Origin of the sequence: Microcoleus sp. B13-B6, assembly GCF_036705405.1 — a bacterium.
Classification (GTDB): Bacteria; Cyanobacteriota; Cyanobacteriia; order Cyanobacteriales; family Microcoleaceae; genus Microcoleus.
The window spans coordinates 1-22436 of the sequence record NZ_JAUBUJ010000005.1 but is presented as its reverse complement, the minus strand read 5'-3'; the positions used below and the strand labels follow the sequence as shown (position 1 = coordinate 22436).

Below are 22436 nucleotides of genomic sequence, written 5' to 3'. Positions count from 1 at the left end.
TCTGGAGGTAATAAAAGTGGCAAAGAATACAATTAAATTACTCGATGTCGTTGCCTTGACAGTTGATGTTCCTGAATACAATCTCTGGCGCGGACAAGTAGGGACAGTGGTGGAACTGTTGGCTGATGGTGCAGCGTTTGAGGTTGAATTTAGCGATCGCAACGGACGCACTTATGAATCTGTTGGGCTGTATCCAGAGCAAATCATGGTGTTGTATTTTGAGCCAGCATCACCTGATATCAAACCAGAAATGGTTACAACATAAGTCGCACAATAACTTGTGGACTTTATAAAAAATGGAAATTTGTAACCGCTGATGCACGCAGATAAACGCAGATAGATAGAGATATAATTTATATTATCGGTATTTCTGAAAACCTATGACTCAAGCTTTACCCAAACTCGTAAACTTCGAGGAATTTGTGGAGTGGCTGCCTGAAAATTCGGCGGTACGCTACGAACTGCATAATGGAGATATTGTTGAGATGGCACAACCAGTAGGCGAACATGAGGAAGTTAAAGGCTTTCTTACAATCAAAGTTTCCGTTGCAATCGATCGTCTGGGGTTGCCATACAGTATCCCCAACCAAGCGATAGTTAGACCTCCTGAAAAAGATTCTGGGTATTTCCCCGATGTGTTGGTGCTAAATCGTGCAAATCTGGTAAATGAGACATTGTGGCAAAAACAATCTATCCTCAGTTGGGGTGCATCGATACCGTTGGTAATTGAGGTTGTGTCAAGTAATTGGCGCGATGATTACTATTTGAAATATGCTGATTATGAGGAGATGGGTATCCCTGAATATTGGATTGTGGATTATGCTGCGTTGGGTGGACGCAATTTTATTGGCAATCCCAAACAACCGACAATTTCTGTCTGTAACTTGGTTGATGGTGAATATCAAGTCCTCAAGTTTCGAGAGAACGATCGCATTGTGTCGCAAACTTTTCCCGATTTGAACCTCACAGCAAATCAGATTTTTCAAGCTGGTTTAGTGTAAGCGGATCTCTCGTAAATTTGGATTTTTTAACCGCTGATGCACGCAGATAAACGCAGATGAGTACACAGGAATTACTTATAAAAAGCAAAGAAACCGGGTTTTTGACCTCGCAAAAAAACCCGGTTTCTGACTACTCGTGCGTCAGCCTTATAAACGTAAAATATCGTTTATAAGGCTGAATGATTAAACCACAGAGAACACAGAGGACACAGAGTCAGAGATTGAGAGAGATGAATAATTTCGATGCCAATGGATTTGAGATCGGAACATTTGTCATAGCAATCCGCGATAGCGAATAAACACCAACAGCACCGCCCACGATCCTAATGCGACTTTGACTGCAACCAGGATATTGAGCAAGGGGAGAATGCCACCGCTGAAAAGTGTGCCTAACTCTCCGTGCGGTAACTCATATCCTGACAGAGTGATAACGGACAATACAATGAAAACAAGTACCGAAACTTTCTCCAAAGTCGCGGCGTGCCAGCGCTGGTAGATTTCTTGCATCCACTGCGGTGATGAGGTAATCGCCACCAAGCCGATCGCAGTTCCCCCCGCTACACCCGCTGCAAAACCACCGCCTGGACTTAAATGCCCGCGAATTGCTAGTTCGACACCCACCAACGCGGCAATCGTCGCTCCCAATCGCGCCAAAATAATCGATGGTTGATCGGTAAACTGATATATGGCGCAGGACGGCTGTTCATTGGCTAGCATAAAACTTGCACCCAAGATGGCGATCGTAAATACTACGACTTCAAAGATCGTGTCGTACAGCCGATTTCGCAAAATGATACCGGAAACCGCATTGGATACTCCACTATCTTGAACAACCAATTCGACGATCGAACTTTGCTGCGATAAGTCCATTGTGGGATTGGCGATTAGCAGCATTTTGATAAACAGCGCTATCCCTGATAAAAAGTAAACCCACTTCATCAATGTTTGTCCTCTGCGTCAGGTGTATTTACATAGGTTAGGGTTGTCCCCGGTGATGAAAGTTCGGTTTGCATGATGTCGTAGACACGCCGAACTCTGATTGCTGTGTTATAAAGTTGCGCTTCGCCACTGTGTTCTAGTGGGTCTTCTGGGGAACAAGCTGCATGAACTTCTTTTTCCATCAGCGCCCGCTGCAATGCCTGTGCACTCGCATAGGGAACGAGTTCCAGGCGCATATGGCGTTTCTCAAAAACTGTGCGGATGTCATCTATCAGTTGCTTAAAATGACCTGCGGTTTTGTCGTTTGGTATAGCATCGCCCTCTGTCCCCTCTTCGATTACACCCAGACGCAGCACGAAGGATGAACGCACCGTCACTGCATAAAGTGTAATCGCGAGTAGAGTACCCATCAAGGCTTCGGTCAAGCCCACATCCCCCGCGCCTAAAATTGTATACACCAAGGCGGCGATCGCTCCCAATACCCCCCGCAGCAGCAATGCGTGGTATGGATTGACCTGAAATACCACCATACCAGCAGCTAAGGGTAGCAGAGCGACGAGGACATAAATGTAGCTATTATCGTTCATAGTCAGTCCCTGTTTTGGAACAATAGGCCAACACATATCCCAGCATTGTGTTCCAGGTTGCTAAGCAAATGAGCGCCAGAATCAGCAGGGGCCATTTACTGGGTATTTGCAGCAGCAATCCGACGACTATCGCGATCGAACCCAGCGTATCTGCTACCGAAAGACTGTGCAGTTTATATAAAACCGATCGCTTCCCAAGTAGGTAAGAAGTACCCCAAAACCAGAAAAAAATCCCTATACCGATGCAGGTATAGCTCAATACATCTATTACGATCATGCTTCACTGATACGTTTGATTATTTGTGCCAACAACATCAATCCAGCATTACCCACACTGAGGATAATCGCCGCCACCACACCGATCATCCAATCATCGCGCCAGACGGATATGACGAGAGCGATGATTGCCGCCTTGGTCGAAATACTGGCAAACGCCAACATTGTCTGCCAGATATCATGATCTTTCCATACCTCGTACATGGGTATGAGCAGAGCCAAAATCATGGCTATTAAAATCACGTTGTTCAAGTTGTTCAATTGTGTGTACTCCTGCTTTTTTCTTACTTAATATCGGGGCGGGCTCGCGTGCCCAACCCCCTACACCCCACAAGAAACTCTTGAGAATAGTGCAACTTAATAGACCTCTGCCATCATTGTGGAACAGGCATCCTGCCTGTTCTTGACGGGCTGTTTCGCGGGTGGGGGCGGGTTTATTTAACCTGTCTGCAATCTTTAAAGCTATTGGTGAACCCGCCCCTACAGATTCTTGAGAATGATCCAATATCGAGCGTGTAAATAAACTCGGGTATGTCACAAAATGTAAAGTATCGTAACCCCTGCGATAGAGCACTTTTACTAACTGCGGACATACTTACGTATTTTATCGCCTATCTACTTATTTATTTCTCCCTTCTCTGCGTTCTCTGCGTTCTCTGCGGTTAAATAATTCCGAAAAAACTTCAGCTAATTACTCGAAGTCCGTCGCACTCGGTGTACTTCGTAAAAACCCTCTTCGTGATATTTCACGACAATCGTCTTAGGAGTAAAAGTGATCAGGAATACATCTAAGAATATCAGCAAGGGCGATCGATGGTTTGGCACTTTTTCCATGATCACATCTTCGTGTCTATGGGGGCGGAAGATGAGTTCAAAAGCTTCCAGATAAGCTATCGGAATCGCCATCAAGATTTTACCGAACACCCCCAACCATTCTCTCAAAGGTTCCGGGGGTGAGTAGCTGCGCGGCAACAGGAAAGCAATGATGAAGCCGATCGCAATATTTGCCAAACTAAAATCGGCAGTGAGTAGAAACCAGATCGTCAGTCTTAATATTAGCTGTCCAATCATGTTGAGAATGCCATCCAGAATAGTAGGAGCGAAATCAAGCTCATAACACCGACCAAATGATCGAATTGTTCAAGCATACGTGGCAGTTTGATTGCCGTGCGTTGAAAAATTAGAAAATAGGCTAACCAACCAACGCCGATGATGGCGATCGCCTTAAGCATATTGTCCAGCGTATAGGCCTCAACATAAAAGGCATTGGCTGCAATCAGCCCACCTAGCAACAGCAACACCGCAGGCCAAAAACCGGGTTTTGATTTTGCTGCTCCACCACGGGGCAGAAAGATGAATTTAGCAAATAGGATAGCCGTTCCTACGGCTGCCACATTCATGGCGATCGCATAAGGGGGTGTCAAATTCTTCAAAGTCAACATCTTTGCCCCAAAGCCAACCAAAAAGGGAAAGCCTGAGATCGAAAGGCTAGCCACCACTAACGCAATCCAGAGCGTAGTATTAATCTGCTTTTGTCGCAATTCCTTAAAGTCGCGGCTGGGTAAAGAACCCGCAATCAGGAATAGCGCCGATTTGACCACGCCGTGGGCGAGGGCATAAAAGCCTGCCACTTCCGGGGCTACGAGAATCCAACCTAACTGCGAAACCGTGCTGAACGCCAGCATCCGCTTGGTATCCTTTTCAAAGATGCCATAGAACACGCCCATCAACGCCGCCCCGACTCCGAAAATCTGGACGATGGGTGCCACCTCCTCCACCATCAGCGCACAGCGCACGAGGGGATATACCCCGGCTTTAACCACAATTCCTGACAGCAAAGCCGACACAGGCGTTTCTGATTCCGAGTGAGTTAACGGTAGCCATAACCCCGATACAAACACACCTCCCTTAACCAAGAGAGCCATAAAGATCAGAGCTGTCGCCTCTGGGGGCGCTGCACCCAAGCCGGCAAAACTAAACGAATTACTTGCCTTATAAACCAGCACAGCACCGACTAGATAAAACAGCATGGCCGTGTTGCTAATAAATAGATAGCGCAAAGCCACCCAAATCGATCGATCGGTGCGAGGATAGGCAATCAACAGAAACGCCGCAATCCCGCTGACTTCTAACCCCACATATAAACTGATAAAGTCACTAGAGGCAAAGGCCGCATTCAGGCTGCCGTGTACCATCAGAATCTGTGCATAAAAAAATGCCGTCTTCTCTGTGGGCCAACAGTAGATAATCACCGCTGCTGTGACTAAGGCATTGGTTAAGATGAAATACCCGCTCAAGCGATCGACTAACAACGTGACACTGAAATTATCCAGTAACTCCAGCGTCACCGCTGACGGCATAACAAAAAGCTGGAACGCATAGGCAGCGGACGCGAGCGCTCCGAATATTGCGAGATACTTGTCAAACTTCGGAATCAAATAAATAGTAAACCCGACAAAAAACGGGAGTCCAATCCAGGCTAGCGTCAGGGTATTCATGGGGTATTATTCATCTCGATTTCGTTACTTTCTAATGTCGGATTATCTCGTGCCAGCTTCATCACACTTACCAGCATTAAAGCCTGAATCGAAAAGCCGATCACGATCGCCGTTAAGATCACCGCTTGGGGAACCGGATCGGCGTAAGCGACAACATTTTTCCCCTTTGAAATAATTGGTGTCAGCAAGCCTTCTCGCGATGCCACCACCACGTAATAGGCGATAACCCCTGTACTCATGACATCCATACAGACGATTTTCATGAGCAGGTTCTTTTTAAAGATGATACCAAAAAATCCGCAAAATACTGTTGCCAATACCAATGCTTCTAACATGGAAATTGCGTGTTGGATAAGGGGTTTTTGTTATTATATTTGAATTAGCGTATATTATTTCTAATTGGACTTAGACATTTTCTAGCCCCTAAAAGGTCTGAAAAGCTGTCTAGGTAAGGGAAAGAGTTTTATGCCCCGTCAGAGCTGAAACCCTTGTCAGTGCTGGAGCTATCCCAATTCAAGCTCAAACCGTTTACCTGTCTTGGTTTGCAGCCATTTCTGACCGGATTTTTGTCTAAGTCCCGTTAGCGAATCTGTGGCCGACAACGAAGTCCGATCGTCCATCTTTCCCCGGTTTCTGACCACTCGTTCCTCCAGGAGTGTTCAATTTAACTGGGGCGAACTTCAGTAACTTCAATCATTCCGCAAGGCGGCGATCGGATCTAAGCGAGCGGCATTCCGAGCCGGTAGCACTCCAGCTAATAAGCCTACAGTAAAAGATAGCCCAAAACCTGCCGCGATCGACCATACAGAAACCACAAACGGAAATTTGAACGCTGTCGAGGCCCCAAAGGCGATCGCAACTCCCAACCCAATACCCGCCGTTCCCCCCACCGTGGAAACTAAAATAGATTCCGCCATAAATTGAATGAGAATTGCTGCATTAGTAGCGCCTACCGCTTTGCGAATCCCAATTTCCTTAGTGCGTTCCACAACAGACACCAACATAATATTAGCAATACCGATGCCGCCAACCACCAAAGAAATTCCGGCGATCGAACCCACCATCACCGTAAATAAACCTATCACATTGCTGAAAGTATTAACTATTTCAGCTTGATTTACAACTCGAAAATCATCCGGTTGTGGCGGATAAATATTGTGGCGCAAGCGCATGATATTTTCAACTTGAAATTGAGCATCCGCTAAATCCGCTTCGCCCGCAGTTTCCAACCAAAAACCCGATATTGCAATCCCCGCTAAAGAATTTCTCCCCACAATTCGCGAAGACATATTTTTGAGGGGAATATACACTCGATCGTCCTGATCGGTTCCCCCTACAGACCCCTTAGTTTCCATCACCCCAATGACCTTGTAGCGGTTTCCCTGAATGCGAATATCAGAGGATAGCGCATTAACTCCGGCTCCAAAAAGTTCGTCCCGCACCTTAGAACCGAGGACAACTACAGGCTCAGCAGCATTCAATTCATCCTCGTTAAAAAACCGTCCTTCTTGGGGTTGAATGTTCTTCACATCGGGATAATTTAAATCCGTTCCCAAAATCGAAGTAAATGAATTTTGTCCGCCGTAAACCACTTGCACTTGGCGCTGCAAATAAGCCGAAATCGCCTTAACTGCGGGAGCTTGTTTGCCGATCGCCCTAGCGTCATCCCAAGTAAGAGTAGTAGCAGAACCGCTTCCCTGACTGACACCACCCGATCGCGAAGCGCCGGATAAAACCAACAGCACATTTGTACCCAAAGCCTTTAACTGTTCTTCAGTTGATTTTTGTACACCCTGTCCCACCGAAGTAATCGCAATTACCGAAGATATCCCAATAATTACGCCCAGCATAGTTAAACTGGTACGCAACTTATTATTCCACAGCGCCTCTGTTGCCATGAACGCGATTTGAACGTTAGTGATTTTGTTGGTACCGGGGCGAGTCTGTAATTTCATATTAGACCTCTTGCAAAAAAAATCTATGTTAGAATTAAAGCTTTTGAATTTTAGACCTGAGAGCTAACTCATAATTGTAAAGTGCTGACAACAAATTACAACGGAGACCATAACGGCGGCGACGATTTCGATAACGACTGGACAAAATTTTGAAAACTTTTGGCTACCGAGGGCGGCAATGACCATACCACCAATCAGAAAGCCGAGCGTTGGGGACTGCAACTGAGACGCAAGTCCCGCAGGCAAGAAATACGGCTACTAAAAAGCCGGGTTATGCCCCGGCTTTTTAGGTCTGTGTCGTCTCGATTCAACAGCCGTCTGGTCCACAGAAACTGTGCCCGTACAGTACCTCCGCGTCACAGAGATAGATCATGCCCGCAAAATCGAGGAAAAACTTGACTGCGACCTGATCCGCAATATTCTCGGCCATATCCCGATCCTGGGTGAGTACCTCGAATTTTATATTCGCCGTGGTGTCAGAAACGCTGGGTTGTCCCGACGAGCGCACGTTGCGACTGCCTTTACCGCCGGTTTCCACAACCGTATAACCAGTTGCCCCGGCTTCTTCGATGATATGGGCGATCTTTTTCAGCAGAATCTTTTCCGTGACGATGACAAGCTTTTTGGCTGGCTTGGGCATATTGGTTACCTCCTTACCTACGTATGTTGATCTTAATATATTGAGTTGCTTGGTCTGCCGGGTCAAGGGAGCGCCGACAGACAGCGACCCGTCTGGGATTAGCGGCCGCCTATCGCCTGGGCCAGCCCGAGGAAGAGCGGTATACACAAGCCGATCGCAATGGGTGTACCGATGGCTGTGGATGCGCCGATGTAGGCGGAGGGATTGGCCGACGGGATACCGGCTCGCAACGTGGGCGGACCTGAGATGTCTGAACTGGAGGCGGCAATAACAGCCAGGATCACAACACCGCCCAGGCTGAATCCTGTGGTGTAGTGGGCAATCATGCCGAGACCGAAGGCGATGAACCCATGCACCACCGGTGCCACTACGCTATACACGACGTACCACTGGGCAACCTTACGTAGTTCGCCAAGTCTTGACCAAGCCTCCATACCCATGACCAGCATCAAGATCGAAAGCAAGCCGCGGAAGAGGGGGTCGTAGAAGCTTTTATAGACACTTTCCGGCTGGGTGAACAGGCCAAGAGCAATGCCGAGCAACATTGCCGATAGGGCAGGACCCTGGAGGCTTTCCTGCACGATCGGCCATATCTTGACCCGATTATCCGCAGGCTTCTGCTGCTTGCTGAGATACTCTTGCCGGCCGCGGGGATAATCTTGCTGATCGGGATAATCGCCTGCTGCAACGGGCTGCTTGCTGAAAGACTCCTGCACGGTAGAGTGGGCTGCTGCACTACCCTTCTTCTGGTTGAGATAAATGTTGGCCACCACAATCGCCGTTACGAGCGCTGGGATATCCATGAAGGGATAGAGTGCGGCAGCCCATGCCTCGTATGGCATTTTTTGTTCTTCCAGTAGTGTCAGGGCTGCAGCCATGGTAGAGCCACTCACAGCACCAAACAATCCCCCGGTCGCAATCGCATCTATGGTGTTGACCTTCGGCAGCTTGGCCAACGTATAGCGCGCGATGAATACAACAAGAACCCCTACTGCTACAGCAGACGCTGCGGGTATCACCATCTCCGTCAGGTTGGAATTGCGGATCGCCTGACCACCGGTCAGACCGATTTTCATGAGCAGCATGAAGACGATGATCTGATTAATCGCCTCTGGAATTACCAATTCGCTACCAAGGGCGGCAATGACCATACCACCAATCAAAAACCCGAGTGTTGGGGACTGCAACTGCTTAACGAAGTCCATTAAGAACAAGGACAAAAAATCCACGAATACCTCCTTCCGCCTCCTCTAACGAAGAGTGATTATTGTGAGCAGTGAGCTTTAAGAAGTAAGGGTGCAGCGCTTCAACCCTGCCGACAGGTGTTACGGGAACACCTGTCGGCAGGGGATTCAGAGATAGCCGATCTCCGAATGGGGCTCGAAGGTGTCGCTGTCCTGCAGTAACTTCTATAGATCAATATCTATTAAGTAGGTAGGCGGTGTAAAGCCCAACTATGTCAACGATGGTAAAGTATCCTTAGCCCTAAGCGTGGCTGACTGAGCAATGTTTACATACAGTTACATTGTTCAGTTTAATCCCGCCTACTTACTTAAGACCCCAAATTCTATGTACTTAAGTCTATCCTTAAATTCGCAGTAACGCGCCTTCGCGGTTCAATAAAAAAATCAAAACCCTAACGCAAGCGCCTTCCGCCACCCGGTTGCAAACCCGGAATTCCACCCGATGGATTTTGGGATCTAGGCCGCAATCCGGGGGGGAAACTCATCAGCACTTTTTCATTTCCTTTCAAACCCGATCGCACTTCCGTCTTATCATCCACCGTCATACCAGTCTTAATCGGCATAAAAGCAGGTTTACCATCTTCTCCACCCGCAACATAAACCCCCGTTTCCCTTTGTTGGCGGACAATTGCCGCAGTCGGAACTACCAAAACATTTTTGAGTTCACCAGCCTTAAACTCAACATTCACATTCATGCCCGATCGCAGCATTTGTTTATCATCATTAATAATTGCCGCTTTTACCTCAAAACTTGTCACATTTTGCTGGACGATCGACTGAGGCGAAATTTGAGTGATTTTACCTGCAAAAGTCTTTCCCGCAAAAGCATCGGCTTGAATAGACGCAGCCTGGCCCATCTGAATCTGAGAAATATTAGTTTCTGCTACGTTTGCTACTAATTGATTTTTTGAAGCTAAGGACAAAATCGAAGAAGAAGTCGCCGAAGAAACCGCACTACCTGCCGTAGTGGGAGTCACAAAAGCGCCCGGATCGGCGTACTTGCGGGTAACAGTGCCGGTGAAAGGAGCCCGTAACACAGTGTCGTCGATCAGCGCTTGAACGCTTTGCAGGCTGCCTCTAGCGGCGAGAACTTGGGCGCGGGCTTGGGCGATGTCTTCGGGGCGAGAACCAGCTTCTAGCAGCGCCAAAGCTTGCTGTTTTTGCTCCACTGCAGCCCGCCCCGCAGCGATGTCTTCCGGGCGTGCGCCCGATCGCGCCAGGGCCAAAGCTTGCCGTTTTTGCTCCACAGCAGCCCGCCCCGCAGCGATGTCTTCCGGCCGTGCGCCCGATCGCGCCAGGGTCAAAGCTTGCCGTTTTTGCTCCACTGCAGCCCGCGCCGCAGCGATTTCTTCGGGGCGAGTACCCGATCGCAGCAAAGCTACAGCTTGTTCGGCTTGCCTGACTTGCGTTTGAGCTCGATCGCGCTCGGTGCGGGAGTTGTTGACAATTTGCAAAGCAATGGCTCCGGCATTATAGAGTTCCTGATTTCTCTGAAAGTCTTCCTCAGCTTGGTTTTTGGCGTATTCGGCATCTCTGAGTTTGGCGATCGCTTGGGCGATGTCTTCAGCCCGATTGCCCTTTAGCAATTTTTGTAAATTAGCCTGTTGTTCAGCTAGTTGTGCCTCGGCTACGGCAATATCCTGCCTTCGATTGCCGTTGAGCAATTTTTGCAAAGTTGCCTGTTGTTCTGCTAGTTGTGCCTCAGCTACCGCAATGTCTTGGGTTCGATTGCCGTTGAGCAATTTTTCCAGACTTGCCTGTTGTTCTGCTAACACTGCCTTAGCCACAGCAATGTCCTGCGATCGAGTGCCGTTGAGCAATTTTTGCAGGTTTGCTTCCGCGGCTGCGAGTTGTCCGCGAGTTTGGGTAAGTTGCCCTTGGAGGTTGGAGTCGTCCATGTAGGCGAGAATCTGCCCTTTTTCAACTTTATCTCCTTCCTTGACAAGCAAACTTTTGAGCATTCCTGAAGTTTTGGGGCTGACGTTAACGGAACGTTCGGGCACAATTGTGCCGTTTGCCGAAATTGTAATCGGCAGGTTCACCCTTTCTACAGCAACGGTTTTTTCCTTGCGCCTGGTTTCGCGGCTGGATTTGACTGTGAGTTGGCTGTAAGCTGTGTAGCCTACTCCTGCCAGCAGGGAAGCGGCGAGGAGTCCGCTAACCCACGGAGTCAGCTCTTTTTTAATCTGAAAGTGCTTTACGAAGTACATATCAATTAGACCTGATGGGTCTGTCTTGAATTTAGACCGATCGGGAACACAAAAGGTTCAATTGAAGTCTGATTATGTTTTTTCGGTTGTAGCGCAGGTATCTTCGGATAATTTTGAAGAATTAAGTACATCAGCTACCATTAATGAGGCTGCACTACTGGTTCAAGAAGGTTGATTAACAGTAAGACTTTTTCTGACATTTGCTAACAATCACTTACATTTGCCTTCTGGTCTTCATGTCATATAGAATGAATTTAGCCACTCAGATGTAGGTGAAAAACCTTGGTAGTACGCAACCGCTATATAAATAAGTTGCCTCTACATTATCAAAGCAAATAATCAGATTGGCGTGGGGCTGTAAGCGATAACCAAGCTGAAGGCAAGAATATAAGTGCTTGTAGAAAATTCTACGGGCATCGGTTGATACGCCTTGGTTGATATCTGATCTCAACTTATGTATTTGTTAGCAAATGTTAGCAAAAAAGTATCGGTTGAGGCACAGTAAAGTATTTGGTTACTTTTGCTAATGTATGCTACTATTGGCTACAGGGCTTATGTACCACTCAGACTCATCAGTCGAATTTCTGGGCTTGCATCCACACACCCTAAGAAGATATGCAGACTCCGGGAAAATCAAAAGCATCAAAAATGAAGCAGGGCAAAGACTCTACGATGTCGAGTCCTACCAGCGCGGTGCAGCTAGAACTACCGTTGTTTGCGAATGTCGCGTCAGTTCACCCAAGCAGCGAGACGACCTCGCTCGACAAGTTGACGACCTGCGACAGCAATACCCCGACGCCGAAATCATCCAAGATATCGGGTCGGGACTCAACTTTAAGCGAAAAGGACTGCAAGCCTTACTGGTCAGATTTATGCGCGGCGAACAGCTCACGATTGTTGTTGCCTGTCACGACAGATTGTGCAGGTTCGGATTTGAACTATTCGAGTTCATGGCCGGGCAAAACGGTGGACAAATCGTGGTTCTTGACCGAACTGTTCACTGCCCGGAAACCGAACTCACAAGCGATATTCTCGCCATCCTTCACGTCTTCAGTTGCAGAATGCACTCCCGGCGAAGTTACAGCAAGAAGATCAAGGAAGATCCGTCTATTCCTAAATCCTGAACAAAAAGCTTTAATCAAGCAGTGGTTTGGAGTGAGTCGTTTTGTCTACAACACGACCATCAAATACCTCCAAGAACCAGGCACAAAAGCTAACTGGATGACGCTCAAAACTGGAATACTTAACAGTTTGCCAGAATGGGCAAAACCTGTACCTTTCCAGATCAAATCGATTGCCATCAAAGATGCTTGCTCAGCAGTTAAGGCGGCTAAGCAGGGTTTCAAAAAAGATGGCCAACTCCGCAAATGCAAATTTCGCAGTAGAAAAGACACAAAACAGTCTATCTATGTGCCAAAAGCATCTATAAAAGACTGCGGTGTCTACCATTCCATTTTAGGTAAGTGTCAGTTAACAGAATCTTTGCCTGAAAATTTTAGTGATGGAAGGTTGACTCTCGCTTACGGGGAATACTACCTAGTTGTTTCTGAAGAAGTGCAACAAACCAAGACCGATAAACAAGGTCGGCTAGTTGCCTTAGACCCCGGTGTCCGCACGTTCATGACGTTTTTCTCTGAAGATTCCTATGGCTGGCTCGGCAATGATTCTAATTTGTACATCCAGAAATTGTGTTTTCGGTTAGACAAGTTGGTATCGAAAATATCTAAAGCCCCCAGTCGGCAAAAAAGAAGATTCAAAAAAGCAGCCAGCAGGCTTCGTTGCAAAATTAAGAATTTGGTCAGAGAGTTGCATCACAAAGTAGCTAAGTTTTTAGTTGATCATTTTGATGTAATCTTGCTGCCTAGGTTCGAGACTTCTCAAATGGTGTCCAAGTCGCGCCGTAAGTTGAGAAACAAAACGGTGAGACAAATGTTGACTCTCAGCCATTACGAATTTAAAAATTTTCTCAAGTGGAAAGCTTGGGAAAATTCAAAACTCGTGATTGACTGCAACGAAGCTTACACTTCTAAAACGGTGTCGTGGACGGGTGAAATTGTCAAGAATTTAGGTGGAGCTAGAACTATTAAGTCCGGAGCCACCGGATTGAAGATGGATAGGGATCTAAATGGTGCTCGCGGGATTTTTCTGCGGGCATTGGTTGACACGCCTTTTTTGAGAGATTCTCTCAACTTATATGTTTGTTAGCATTTGTTAGCAAAAAAGTGTCGGTGTGAAATATCGTACTTTCCCGGCCGTCAATATCGGATTACTTGCCATAGGTTGACGCTGCAGTGTAGAATCATCCGTAGCAGCCATCCAGCTAACACGGTCAGGACTAAGACCCCAAAAAACTGCTCTGTTAAAGTCTCATGACCGAAAGCATCCAGGATACCCGCCACGTGATTCATCCGTCCAGAAATAAAAAACCTGTATCCGATGAAACTTGCCGAACGTATTAATCTCGCGCAAGTCAATGCTTCAATTCTTTAATCTAAAATCTAAAATCATCTAAAATCATCTAAAATCGCTTGACCGAAGAACGAGCCCGCCGGGCCCCTGGCTTTAGACACGGGGATAAGTCGGCAGCGGTTTCAACCGCCTCCAGCATTTAACAAATCTTAATGCAAAATTAGTGTAGTATGCAGGTTCGTGCTGTATAACTATAATATGAGCGTTAATTACAAATCCAACAAAAATGTTGTTTACTCGTGTAAATACCATATTGTGTGGTGTCCGAAATATCGCCGAAAGGTTTTAATTGAGGGTGTCGATACCCGATTAAAGGAAATACTGTTAGAGGTGGCGACCGAGTTTAACAGTGAATTAATCGAGATGGAAGTAATGCCAGATCACGTTCACCTTTTGATCGAGTGCGATCCTCAGTTTGGGATTGCCAAGCTGATTCGGTACATGAAGGGGCGTTCTTCTCGATATCTTCGCCAAGAATTTCCTTGGCTAAAAAGTCGATTGCCAACTCTATGGACGAATAGCTACTTTATTGCAACTGTTGGCGGTGCGCCAATTTCAGTAATTAAGCAGTACATTGAGAATCAGAAAAATGTCTAGTTATGGATGCCAGCAAAATCTAATCAGTCCAAGTCGAGAGCTAAGAAGCGTACTGGAATTTGTATGCGAAGAGTCGAACAAGTTAGCTAACTGCGGGACTTACTATTCTCTGGAGTTATATTTTAAAACCGGGAGAATTCCTAGCAAGTATGACTTACACAAGTTGTTCAAGGATAATCTTCACTTTAAAGCACTATATTCCCATGTTGCTCAACAAACGTTGACCAGCGTTGCGGAATCTTTTAAGTCGTACATTGGGCTGTTAAAAGGAATCAAGGGTGGTACGGTAACGCAACATCCTAAACTACCAAAATACCGCAAAAACAGCTTAAAACTTGTAACCTTCCCAAAGGCAGACGTAAAGCTAAAGAATGGACAATTGAGATTCCCGTTGGGAAGTAAGGTCAAACTCTGGTTTGGAATTGGTGAATTTTATTTGCCAATGCCATCTAACCTAGACTACAAGGCAATTAGAGAGATTCGCATTTTACCAAGAAATAAACAATTTTATGTCGAGTTTGTCTACCAACTTCAGTCAACAGCAGTTGAGCTGGATGTTAGTAAGGCTCTGGGTATCGATCCAGGATTGAATAATTGGTTAACTTGCGTTTCCAATGTAGGAACAAGTTTTATCGTAGATGGACGGCATCTAAAATCATTAAACCAATGGTATAACAAGCGGGTTGCGTCGATCAAAGAGCATAGATATCAAGGCTTTTGGTCTAAGCGATTGGCAAAAATCACGGAAAAACGAAACAGACAAACGAGAGATGCTGTTAACACTTCTGCTAGATTAGTATTGAATCATTGCCTAGAAAACCAAATAGGTACAATTGTTTTTGGCTGGAACAAGGGAATGCGCCAAGAAATAAGTCTTGGTAACAAAACCAATCAAAATTTTGTGCAAATTCCTACCGCTCGATTGAAGGACAGGATTTCCCAGCTTTGTGAACAATATGGTATCCAGTTCATTGAAACTGAAGAGAGCTATACAAGTAAGGCGAGTTTTTTAGATTCGGATGAACTACCTAAGTGGGCGTGAAAAAACTGAAGGGTGGAAAGAATCAGGAAAGCGCATAAATCGCGGACTGTATCGCTCAAAAGACGGAAGCAAAATTAACTCAGATTGTAATGCTGCTGGAAATATTTTGCGAAAAGTAGCGACAACTTTAGGGTTATGCCTTAAAAGAGTCAGTAGAGGCGCTTTGATTTCGCCTTTGAAAGTTCGTATTTGGACTCTTCAAGAATCCCCGTCCCTGAGCGGGCTGGGGAGTATCAACGTTAACTGTAACTTTGTTTGGCATGGATATAACACGCTCTTTGCTTCCTTTCCCGGATCAAACAATGATTTAGGTCTGTTGGAAGCTGTCTTAAACCATAGGAGTTAAATTATAATGATTTCTTTCTCTAAGCTCGGGAACTACGGAAGACTCGGTAATCAATTATTTCAATACGCATTCCTTAGAATAACAGCACGGCGTTTGGGAACCCAATTTTTTTGCCCTAAGTGGGATGGAGATGATATCTTCAACCTTAATGACGAAGGTGAGCGTGCTAGCGAACCCTCCGGGATTATTCATTATTTCGACCCCCATCCTCAAGCTGGCTTTACATCCGAAGCACTTTCCATCGGAGACCACACTGAAATTCAAGGGTTCTTTCAATCTGAAAAATATTACTCAGACAAGCGACTTGTACGTGAGTGGTACACGTTCAATAACGAGATTGTCACGGAGGTCGAAAAACTATACGGCGACATTTTGCAAAGGGATTGTGTAAGCTTTTCGCTCCGCCTCGATACCGACTATGGCAATACCCGAGAATATTTCCCGCTTTACCCGCTTTCTTTTTACAAGAAGTCCTTAAGTGCGATCGACCCCCAAGGTCCCATTCTTGTCTTCTCCGATCGTCCCGATTTAGCCAGAGAATTTCTTCGTGATCTTCAAGGGCAGGAATTTATCTTTGTAGATAACCTGAATGGTCCTCAGCAGCTTTATTTAATGACCCGATGTCGAGCTAATGCTATTACTAATTCAACGTTTTCCTGGTGGGGCGCTTGGTTGAACGGACACCCAGAGAAGATAGTAGTAGCCCCGACAGATTGGTGCCGCCCAGGGGTGCCAAACCCGGTTGAAGATATTCTATGCGATGATTGGGTCAAGCTCTCAGGCACTCATCCCATCTTAGATCACTTTCAAGTATGGAGGCTCAGACACCCCGTCGCGACAGTCAACCGGCTCTTGAGTCGTTTCCAAAAATAGATACTTGACCAGGAGAATCATAACAGGTTAAGTCTAATAAGCTGTTCGGCATTTAAAGGACTTGCGTAAGGTGCGTCAGCATCTAAGGTTTTCCGTTTCAGCGTAAGGGTTCGCGAATGACGCACCCTACTAGCCTCGTTACTGGTTTAAATGCTCCACAGCTTAGACATCTCCGAGAAATCCCAAACCATTAACATGATGGGTTTGTAGCGGTTTGAGCGCAGTTGTCAAACCGCTACAAAGCGCGATTTTCAGTTTTTGGATCTCTCGTTATATCATTTCCGGTTACACTCATACATGATGTTGACGGTTGACTGTTGACTGTTCACGGCGTCAACAGTCAACCGTCAACCGTCAACAGTGAACTCGAATTTACTATTCCGATGCTAACGGATTTGATATTAAATCTTGATTTTTCGTTTTTTTAGAGAGAAAAACCTTGAAAACATCCGTAAACATCAGATTGATTTTGCCGATGTTCCCGCGATGTTTGATGGTGAAATGCTGATTGAGCTCTTCCGATCGTTTTGATTATGGCGAATATCGCTGGTTTGGAATCGGTTTTCTCGGTTCTGGAATAGCGGTAGTAGTCTGGACATCACAGTAAGTTTCCGCCTAATCAGAATTTAGCTCCGTAAACCGAAAAAATAGGTGCAACAAAAGTTATTAATAACAAGTGAAATCTATTACTTTTGTTGCTAGAGTTATTGTATTGAAAGAATTCTCAGCAAATATAGTCAACTAATCAATTAGCTACAGGAGAAACCTCATGGCTGTATATTTAATCGCAGACGTTAAAGTTACCGATGATGCCTGGATTCCTGACTACGCAGCAAATGTTCACGATATCGTACATAATCATGGGGGGAAATACCTTTCCCGCAGTGGCAATATTACGACTATTGAAGGCGAGGAACTAGAAACAACGCTGGTTGCCTTGGTGGAATTTCCTTCTATGGAGGCAGTGCAAGGGTTTTGTAACGATCCAGCCTATGCAAAATATCGTCAAGCTCGGCAGGCTGGTAGTATCAGCCGGCTCCATGTAATCGATGATACTGATGTCGCAGGAACCATACCCTATTTACCAAAAGGTTAATATCGTCAATTGTATGGTGTATTGCGAAGACCCATTGGGCAATATTGTCGAGATTTATAGCCACAGCTACGAATTGAAATATTCTGCTGGAGCTTATATGATGTTCGGGCGATCGCATATCAGATCGCATCGATCGAACTTGTGAAAAGTTCGATCGCCCATTGCCTACTTAACAAACAGCCGCCACTCCCAACTCTGTAATCGCCGCCTCCGGGCCCACCAAAGAAATATACGGTTCGATGAAGTATTTCTTAGCAGCATCCCGCGCTTGTGAAGCTGTCACCTGTGCAATTTCTTCTTGAAATTGCTGGTCAAATTTAATTCCCAATCCCAAAATTTCGTACCAGCCTAAAACTTGGGCAATTTGCGAATTAGTTTGTTTTCCTAAAGCATATTGACCGAGCATTTTATTCTTGCAAGCTTGCAATTCTTCCTCGCTTAGTTGGATGCTGGTGAGTCGATCGACTTCTGTACGCAATCCTTCAAAAGCAGTCGTTGTATTTTCCGGCGCCGTACCCATGTACACGACAAACTGAGCCGTGTCCAAGCGCGTCGCGTAGAGCGCGGAAACGTCGTAAGCCAAGCCCCGCTTTTCCCGCAATTCCACAAACAATCGGCTCGACAAACCGTTACCCAAATAAGTATTCAGCAACTTAATCGCTGCATAGTCGGGATTTTTGACAGAGGGTGCGAGGTAGCCCAGCATAATCACTGATTGCTGCGTATCTTGCGCCTTAACGACCGATTGAGGGGAAGGTGATAGGGGGGGTACGGTTAAAGTGGGCAGGGGTGTTAAAGGCGCTTTCCAGTCCCCAAAAGTTCGATCAATCAGGGCGATCGCATCTTCAGTCGAGATTCTGCCGGCTACAGAAATAACTACATTATCGGGACGGAAATAGGTTTTGTGGAACTGTTCGAGCTCGTTTCTGGTGAGCTTTGACATAGTAGCTTCCGTGCCCAAGGGAGAGAAAGCATAGGGATGTTCCTGGTACATCGCGTGCCGCAATTGCTCGAAGGCGATCGCAAATGGCTGTTCTTGTTGGGATCGAATTGCCGATATGGCAATGCGGCGTTCGAGCTCGACTTCAGCTTCCGGGAAATTCGGCGATCGGGTCAATTGCGCCGCCAACTCCAAAATCTCCTCAAAATCTGCAGAAACCGTCTTCAAACTCACTAAAAAATAGTCTGTAGTAGAGTCGGCACTCAACCTCGCTCCCACCGATTCTACACGCTCGGCAATTTCCAGCGAAGACAGCCGATCGGTTCCCTTAGTCATTACCGCCGACAGCAAGTGACACAATCCTGCTTGTTCCGGCTGCACGTAGCGACTGCCGGCCCGCAGGAATATCCTAGCTGCAATAATATCTGCTGCTGGATTTTCTGCTGCTAAGACAACAATACCGTTGTCTAAAACCGTGCGCTGGATTTCATTTTTCATTGAATTCTTTGTTAACTGTTGACTGTTGACTGTTGACTGTTGGCTGTTGACTGTTGGCTGTTAGTCATGATTATTCGTAGGATGGGTAGAGCGTGAGCGTTACCGATCATCCGATTTGAGATTGGCGATTTGAGATTTTAGATTGAGGGACAAATCTCAAATTTCCAATTAATAGACTTGGGTTTCATGTCTCAACCGTTCGGAAAAACTTACCCATAGCTACCCAAATCTAGACTTAGCTGGACATGAGTGATTTTGGTGTTAACTTCCTGTTTCACAGTAGCGATAGCATGGCTGCTATCGGGTTTGTCTACTCCGCAGGCTGACACGGTGGAACTCACCGCCAATTCTGAACGTTCAGGGATAAATATTCCTTCAAACCAACGTTCTATGTTTCTCGCGGCGTTTAAATCACGGTCTTGAATATTTCCACAGTTAGGACATTCAAAGACTCGAACTTTCAATGGCATCTTATGCCGATGATTGCAGCAGCTTGAGCAGATTTGACTGCTAGGAAAGAATCGATCTACAACGGTCAATTTTGAGCTGAACTTTTGGGTTTTATATTCAAGTTGACGCTTAAATTCGTACATTCCACAGTCGGAGATTGCACCAGCTAATTTGTGATTTTTCAAAAATGCTTTAACCTGTAAGTCTTCAATCTTGATCTCGCTGTGGTTTTTGGCGAGATAAGTTGTTAGCTTGTGAATAGCATCTTTTCGGATATGTGATACTTTTAGGTGCAGCTTAGCCAGTTTTGAGACTGCTTTCTTGCGGTTATTGGAACCTTTGACTCGTTTACTGACACGCCGTTGCAGGCGTTTCATTTTACGGCTCATCCGACGATAAGCTTTGGGGTTGGCAAAGGTTTGACCGTTAGAATCAACAGCTAATTCTTTGATGCCGATATCAACACCAACAATGGGACGGTCAGGTGAAGTTGCGGGCTGCTCAATTTCGTACTTAAAAGCAATGAACCATCTGTCGGCTTTTCGACTGATTACGCAGTTGTGGAACGCCGTAATGGGCAATGGTTCGTGCAGCCTAATCCAACCAATCTTAGGTAACTTGATGCGCTTGCCGTCGTTATTGATTCCTGGCTTTGCTTTGGTTCCTTGTTCCAAGTAAAAAGAGTCACCGGACACACCTTTTTTCTTGAATCTAGGCTGTTTAGATACTTTTTTAAAGCATCTATCCCAAGCTGTCCTCAGTTCAGCTAGAGCCTGCTGCGGACTTGCCTTGGAAGATTCGTAATACCAGGGGTGCAGGGGTTTGACCTCGGCTACTAAGCGTTTGTGCAGATCAATCGCAGAAGGAATTTTAACCGTCTTGTCAGTTTCTCTGGCGGTCAAAGTTTCAAGGATGATTGAATTCGCCCAGTTGTAAGCGTGTCTTGCTACTCCGCAATGTTGGCGGAATTTAGTTACCTGCCGATTGTTAGGTTTTAGTTCCGTCTTGAAGCTGAGCAACATTTGCTTTTACCTCATTTTTGCCTTACGGTTATTGTATACGGAATTAATGCGGAATAAGAAAATGCCTAGAAAAAAGATTTACAGCGAGCCTAAGCGTAAGGTCAACCTAAGTCTGACCGAAACTGCTACTAAGTGGCTAGAGGAAAAACGAGTTCAGCTTACCGCAAGCAGTCTTAGTGACGTTATCGAGAGACTCGCTAGAGAGTTACCCAAAAATTCCATCAATGGGTAACTCTGTCCAGGAATTACGTTACAGCTTCAAACCCAACCTAGTTGCTGTTAACAGTGAACAGTCAACAGTGAACAGTGAACAGTCAACTATTATTAGATTGGTTTGAGTACCACGGCTGTATAGCGTCGAGGAGAGAGATATTGTTGAGCTAGGCGCTGGAGGTCTAATGGCCCAAACGCTTTAATCCTGGTGGGATAGCTGAGCGCTAATTCGGCACTGGCGATCGTATTGTAATATCCGTAAAGACCGGCTAGCTGTCCCGGCGTTTCGAGCGAGAAAGCAAAATCGTTGCACAGCAAACGCTTACAGCGCAGCAATTCTACCTCGGAAACAGGCTCAGACTGCAATTGCCAAAGTCGATCGCAAATCCGAGATTCCACCTCTTCGACATCCTTCGCGTCCAAGACTGCACTGATAGTAAATAAACTCGATTCCCGTTGCAGCGAGAAAGTGCTGTCGATCGCCTCTACTAATTGTAATTCTTCCCGCAGTTCCCTGACTAAACGCGAAGTCCGCCCATCTGCGAGCAACACCGACAGCAAATCCAAGCCGCAAGCACTTTGCAAATGTTCAACTCCCGGGCCCGTCCAGGCCATCATCAGGCGCGCTTGTTCCAATCGGGGGAGACAGAGTTCCTGACGGCGAATTTCTATCAGTGGCGGTTCCGCCTCTGCGGTTAATTTGGGACAATCCCACCTGTCCGAAAACTGCTCAAAAGCTTTTCCCGTAATATCTCTGGCCTGTTGTTCATCAATTCCCCCGACTACCACCACAGTCATATTTTCCGGCTGATAGTGGGATCGGTGGAAACAGCGCATTTCGTAGGGAGTTCGCGACATCAGCAGTTCTTCCGTGCCCAATACCGATCGCCTGTAGGGATGTCGCTGGTAAACTGTTTCCATCATGGCTTGGAAACCCAGCCAATCGGGATTGTCTTGAGCTTGACGGATTTCTTCGAGCACCACATCTCGCTCGCGATCGAATTCCCGATCCGGAATCGAAGCCCGCAGCAGCAATTCTGCCAGTGGCTGCGCTGTTTCTGCTAAATAATCCGCCGCAGCGTTGACGAAAAAATGGGCGTAGTCGTGACTTGTAGCTGCGTTGGCGACACCGCCACGATTTTCGATTACTTGGTCAAATTCTCCAGGGGCGATCGAATCCGTCCCTTTAAATATCATGTGTTCTAGAAAATGAGCCATTCCCGACCAAGAATCCGGCTCCAGCGTAGCGCCAGCCCTCACCCACACGTCTAGCGCGACCACCGGTGTGGCCGAAATCCGCTGGTGAATGACCGTTAACCCGTTGTTGAGCTTCCAGACATTTGCTGGGAACTCTAAAGCAGTGAGCAGTTGAGACAAGCTAGTTATTCTTAAACTTTAGTTAACTTCGGCTGCAACTATGGTAGCGCTTTACAGCTCTGCGATCGGGATTAATTGATACAAAAGTCTGTTGACTGTTGACTGTTGACTGTTGACTGTTGACTGTTGACTGTTGACTGTTGACTGTTGACTGTTGACTGTT

23 protein-coding genes and 2 pseudogenes are annotated in these 22436 nt (G+C 46.3%); 10 read left to right on the top strand and 15 right to left on the bottom strand.

Features of this window, described 5'->3' with window-relative positions; genetic code table 11:
* The first annotated feature begins 16 nt into the window (after nucleotides 1-16).
* Together QUB35_RS03490 and QUB35_RS03485 are read left to right on the top strand one after the other, a co-directional pair.
* Entirely contained in the window at nucleotides 17-265 is a 249-nt protein-coding gene (locus tag QUB35_RS03490) for a DUF4926 domain-containing protein (RefSeq protein WP_333052104.1), read from the top strand.
* Nucleotides 266-380: 115 nt separating this feature from the next.
* Nucleotides 381-1001, top strand: coding sequence for a Uma2 family endonuclease (locus QUB35_RS03485; protein ID WP_333139422.1), 621 nt, complete (start codon nucleotides 381-383; stop codon nucleotides 999-1001).
* A 273-nt stretch (nucleotides 1002-1274) separates the two neighbouring features.
* Here the strand turns inward: QUB35_RS03485 and QUB35_RS03480 are convergent, their stop codons facing one another.
* The 12 genes and pseudogenes from QUB35_RS03480 to QUB35_RS03425 all read right to left on the bottom strand — a co-directional run bounded on the left by QUB35_RS03480 (nucleotide 1275) and on the right by QUB35_RS03425 (nucleotide 11350).
* A complete protein-coding gene (locus QUB35_RS03480; RefSeq protein WP_333139420.1) occupies nucleotides 1275-1940 on the bottom strand; it encodes a Na(+)/H(+) antiporter subunit B in 666 nt (221 codons plus the stop codon).
* On the bottom strand, nucleotides 1940-2527 hold the full coding sequence (locus tag QUB35_RS03475) for a DUF4040 domain-containing protein (RefSeq protein WP_333139418.1): 588 nt from the start codon (nucleotides 2525-2527) through the stop codon (nucleotides 1940-1942). The genes QUB35_RS03480 and QUB35_RS03475 overlap by 1 nt, the downstream gene beginning before the upstream one ends.
* Nucleotides 2517-2804: a monovalent cation/H(+) antiporter subunit G gene (locus QUB35_RS03470; protein ID WP_333139416.1), complete on the bottom strand. Its 288-nt coding sequence runs from the start codon at nucleotides 2802-2804 to the stop codon at nucleotides 2517-2519. Before QUB35_RS03470 ends, QUB35_RS03475 begins: the two co-directional genes overlap by 11 nt.
* A complete protein-coding gene (locus QUB35_RS03465) occupies nucleotides 2801-3031 on the bottom strand; it encodes a hypothetical protein (RefSeq protein WP_333052300.1) in 231 nt (76 codons plus the stop codon). Before QUB35_RS03465 ends, QUB35_RS03470 begins: the two co-directional genes overlap by 4 nt.
* A 459-nt stretch (nucleotides 3032-3490) precedes the next feature.
* Nucleotides 3491-3874 (bottom strand): Na+/H+ antiporter subunit E, encoded by a 384-nt coding sequence (locus QUB35_RS03460; RefSeq protein WP_333139414.1) that lies wholly within the window; start codon nucleotides 3872-3874, stop codon nucleotides 3491-3493.
* Nucleotides 3871-5301: a cation:proton antiporter gene (locus tag QUB35_RS03455; RefSeq protein ID WP_333139412.1), complete on the bottom strand. Its 1431-nt coding sequence runs from the start codon at nucleotides 5299-5301 to the stop codon at nucleotides 3871-3873. Before QUB35_RS03455 ends, QUB35_RS03460 begins: the two co-directional genes overlap by 4 nt.
* Entirely contained in the window at nucleotides 5298-5636 is a 339-nt protein-coding gene (locus QUB35_RS03450) for an NADH-quinone oxidoreductase subunit K (protein WP_333052085.1), read from the bottom strand. The genes QUB35_RS03455 and QUB35_RS03450 overlap by 4 nt, the downstream gene beginning before the upstream one ends.
* A gap of 354 nt (nucleotides 5637-5990) precedes the next feature.
* Nucleotides 5991-7256, bottom strand: a complete 1266-nt coding sequence (locus QUB35_RS03445; protein ID WP_333139410.1) for an ABC transporter permease — start codon at nucleotides 7254-7256, stop codon at nucleotides 5991-5993.
* Nucleotides 7257-7290: 34 nt separating this feature from the next.
* Nucleotides 7291-7416 (bottom strand): annotated as a pseudogene (locus QUB35_RS03440) (IS5/IS1182 family transposase); the annotation flags it as partial.
* 147 nt (nucleotides 7417-7563) lie between these two features.
* Nucleotides 7564-7896 carry a P-II family nitrogen regulator gene (locus QUB35_RS03435; protein ID WP_333139408.1) on the bottom strand — a complete coding sequence of 111 codons (333 nt, stop codon included), beginning with the start codon at nucleotides 7894-7896 and terminating at the stop codon, nucleotides 7564-7566.
* A gap of 98 nt (nucleotides 7897-7994) precedes the next feature.
* Nucleotides 7995-9125, bottom strand: a complete 1131-nt coding sequence (locus QUB35_RS03430; protein ID WP_333139406.1) for a sodium-dependent bicarbonate transport family permease — start codon at nucleotides 9123-9125, stop codon at nucleotides 7995-7997.
* A 407-nt stretch (nucleotides 9126-9532) separates the two neighbouring features.
* Entirely contained in the window at nucleotides 9533-11350 is a 1818-nt protein-coding gene (locus QUB35_RS03425) for an efflux RND transporter periplasmic adaptor subunit (RefSeq protein WP_333139403.1), read from the bottom strand.
* A gap of 554 nt (nucleotides 11351-11904) precedes the next feature.
* On the opposite strand from QUB35_RS03425, the gene QUB35_RS03420 reads away from it, so the two are divergent.
* From QUB35_RS03420 to QUB35_RS03395, 7 genes and pseudogenes are all read left to right on the top strand, one after another.
* Nucleotides 11905-12474 (top strand): IS607 family transposase, encoded by a 570-nt coding sequence (locus QUB35_RS03420; RefSeq protein ID WP_333139401.1) that lies wholly within the window; start codon nucleotides 11905-11907, stop codon nucleotides 12472-12474.
* Nucleotides 12452-12499 (top strand): annotated as a pseudogene (locus QUB35_RS39065) (hypothetical protein); the annotation flags it as partial. The gene QUB35_RS03420 and the pseudogene QUB35_RS39065, both read left to right, overlap by 23 nt.
* 6 nt (nucleotides 12500-12505) lie before the next feature.
* Nucleotides 12506-13555 (top strand): transposase, encoded by a 1050-nt coding sequence (locus QUB35_RS03415; protein WP_333139399.1) that lies wholly within the window; start codon nucleotides 12506-12508, stop codon nucleotides 13553-13555.
* A gap of 462 nt (nucleotides 13556-14017) precedes the next feature.
* Entirely contained in the window at nucleotides 14018-14416 is a 399-nt protein-coding gene (gene tnpA, locus QUB35_RS03410; RefSeq protein ID WP_333104972.1) for an IS200/IS605 family transposase, read from the top strand.
* Nucleotides 14409-15458, top strand: coding sequence for a transposase (locus QUB35_RS03405; RefSeq protein WP_333139397.1), 1050 nt, complete (start codon nucleotides 14409-14411; stop codon nucleotides 15456-15458). Before tnpA ends, QUB35_RS03405 begins: the two co-directional genes overlap by 8 nt.
* Before the next feature lie 352 nt (nucleotides 15459-15810).
* Nucleotides 15811-16677 carry an alpha-1,2-fucosyltransferase gene (locus QUB35_RS03400; protein ID WP_333139395.1) on the top strand — a complete coding sequence of 289 codons (867 nt, stop codon included), beginning with the start codon at nucleotides 15811-15813 and terminating at the stop codon, nucleotides 16675-16677.
* A 769-nt stretch (nucleotides 16678-17446) separates the two neighbouring features.
* Nucleotides 17447-17773 carry a DUF1330 domain-containing protein gene (locus QUB35_RS03395; RefSeq protein ID WP_333139393.1) on the top strand — a complete coding sequence of 109 codons (327 nt, stop codon included), beginning with the start codon at nucleotides 17447-17449 and terminating at the stop codon, nucleotides 17771-17773.
* 169 nt (nucleotides 17774-17942) lie between these two features.
* Here QUB35_RS03395 and QUB35_RS03390 read toward each other — a convergent pair whose 3' ends face one another.
* Both QUB35_RS03390 and QUB35_RS03385 read right to left on the bottom strand, forming a co-directional pair.
* Nucleotides 17943-19211 (bottom strand): pitrilysin family protein, encoded by a 1269-nt coding sequence (locus QUB35_RS03390; RefSeq protein ID WP_333139391.1) that lies wholly within the window; start codon nucleotides 19209-19211, stop codon nucleotides 17943-17945.
* A 209-nt stretch (nucleotides 19212-19420) separates the two neighbouring features.
* Nucleotides 19421-20683, bottom strand: a complete 1263-nt coding sequence (locus QUB35_RS03385; protein WP_333139389.1) for an RNA-guided endonuclease TnpB family protein — start codon at nucleotides 20681-20683, stop codon at nucleotides 19421-19423.
* A 61-nt stretch (nucleotides 20684-20744) separates the two neighbouring features.
* Between QUB35_RS03385 and QUB35_RS03380 the strand changes: the two genes are divergently transcribed.
* Nucleotides 20745-20915: a hypothetical protein gene (locus tag QUB35_RS03380; RefSeq protein WP_333139387.1), complete on the top strand. Its 171-nt coding sequence runs from the start codon at nucleotides 20745-20747 to the stop codon at nucleotides 20913-20915.
* A 92-nt stretch (nucleotides 20916-21007) separates the two neighbouring features.
* Here the strand turns inward: QUB35_RS03380 and QUB35_RS03375 are convergent, their stop codons facing one another.
* A complete protein-coding gene (locus QUB35_RS03375) occupies nucleotides 21008-22273 on the bottom strand; it encodes a pitrilysin family protein (protein ID WP_333139385.1) in 1266 nt (421 codons plus the stop codon).
* Between the last annotated feature and the right edge of the window lie 163 nt (nucleotides 22274-22436).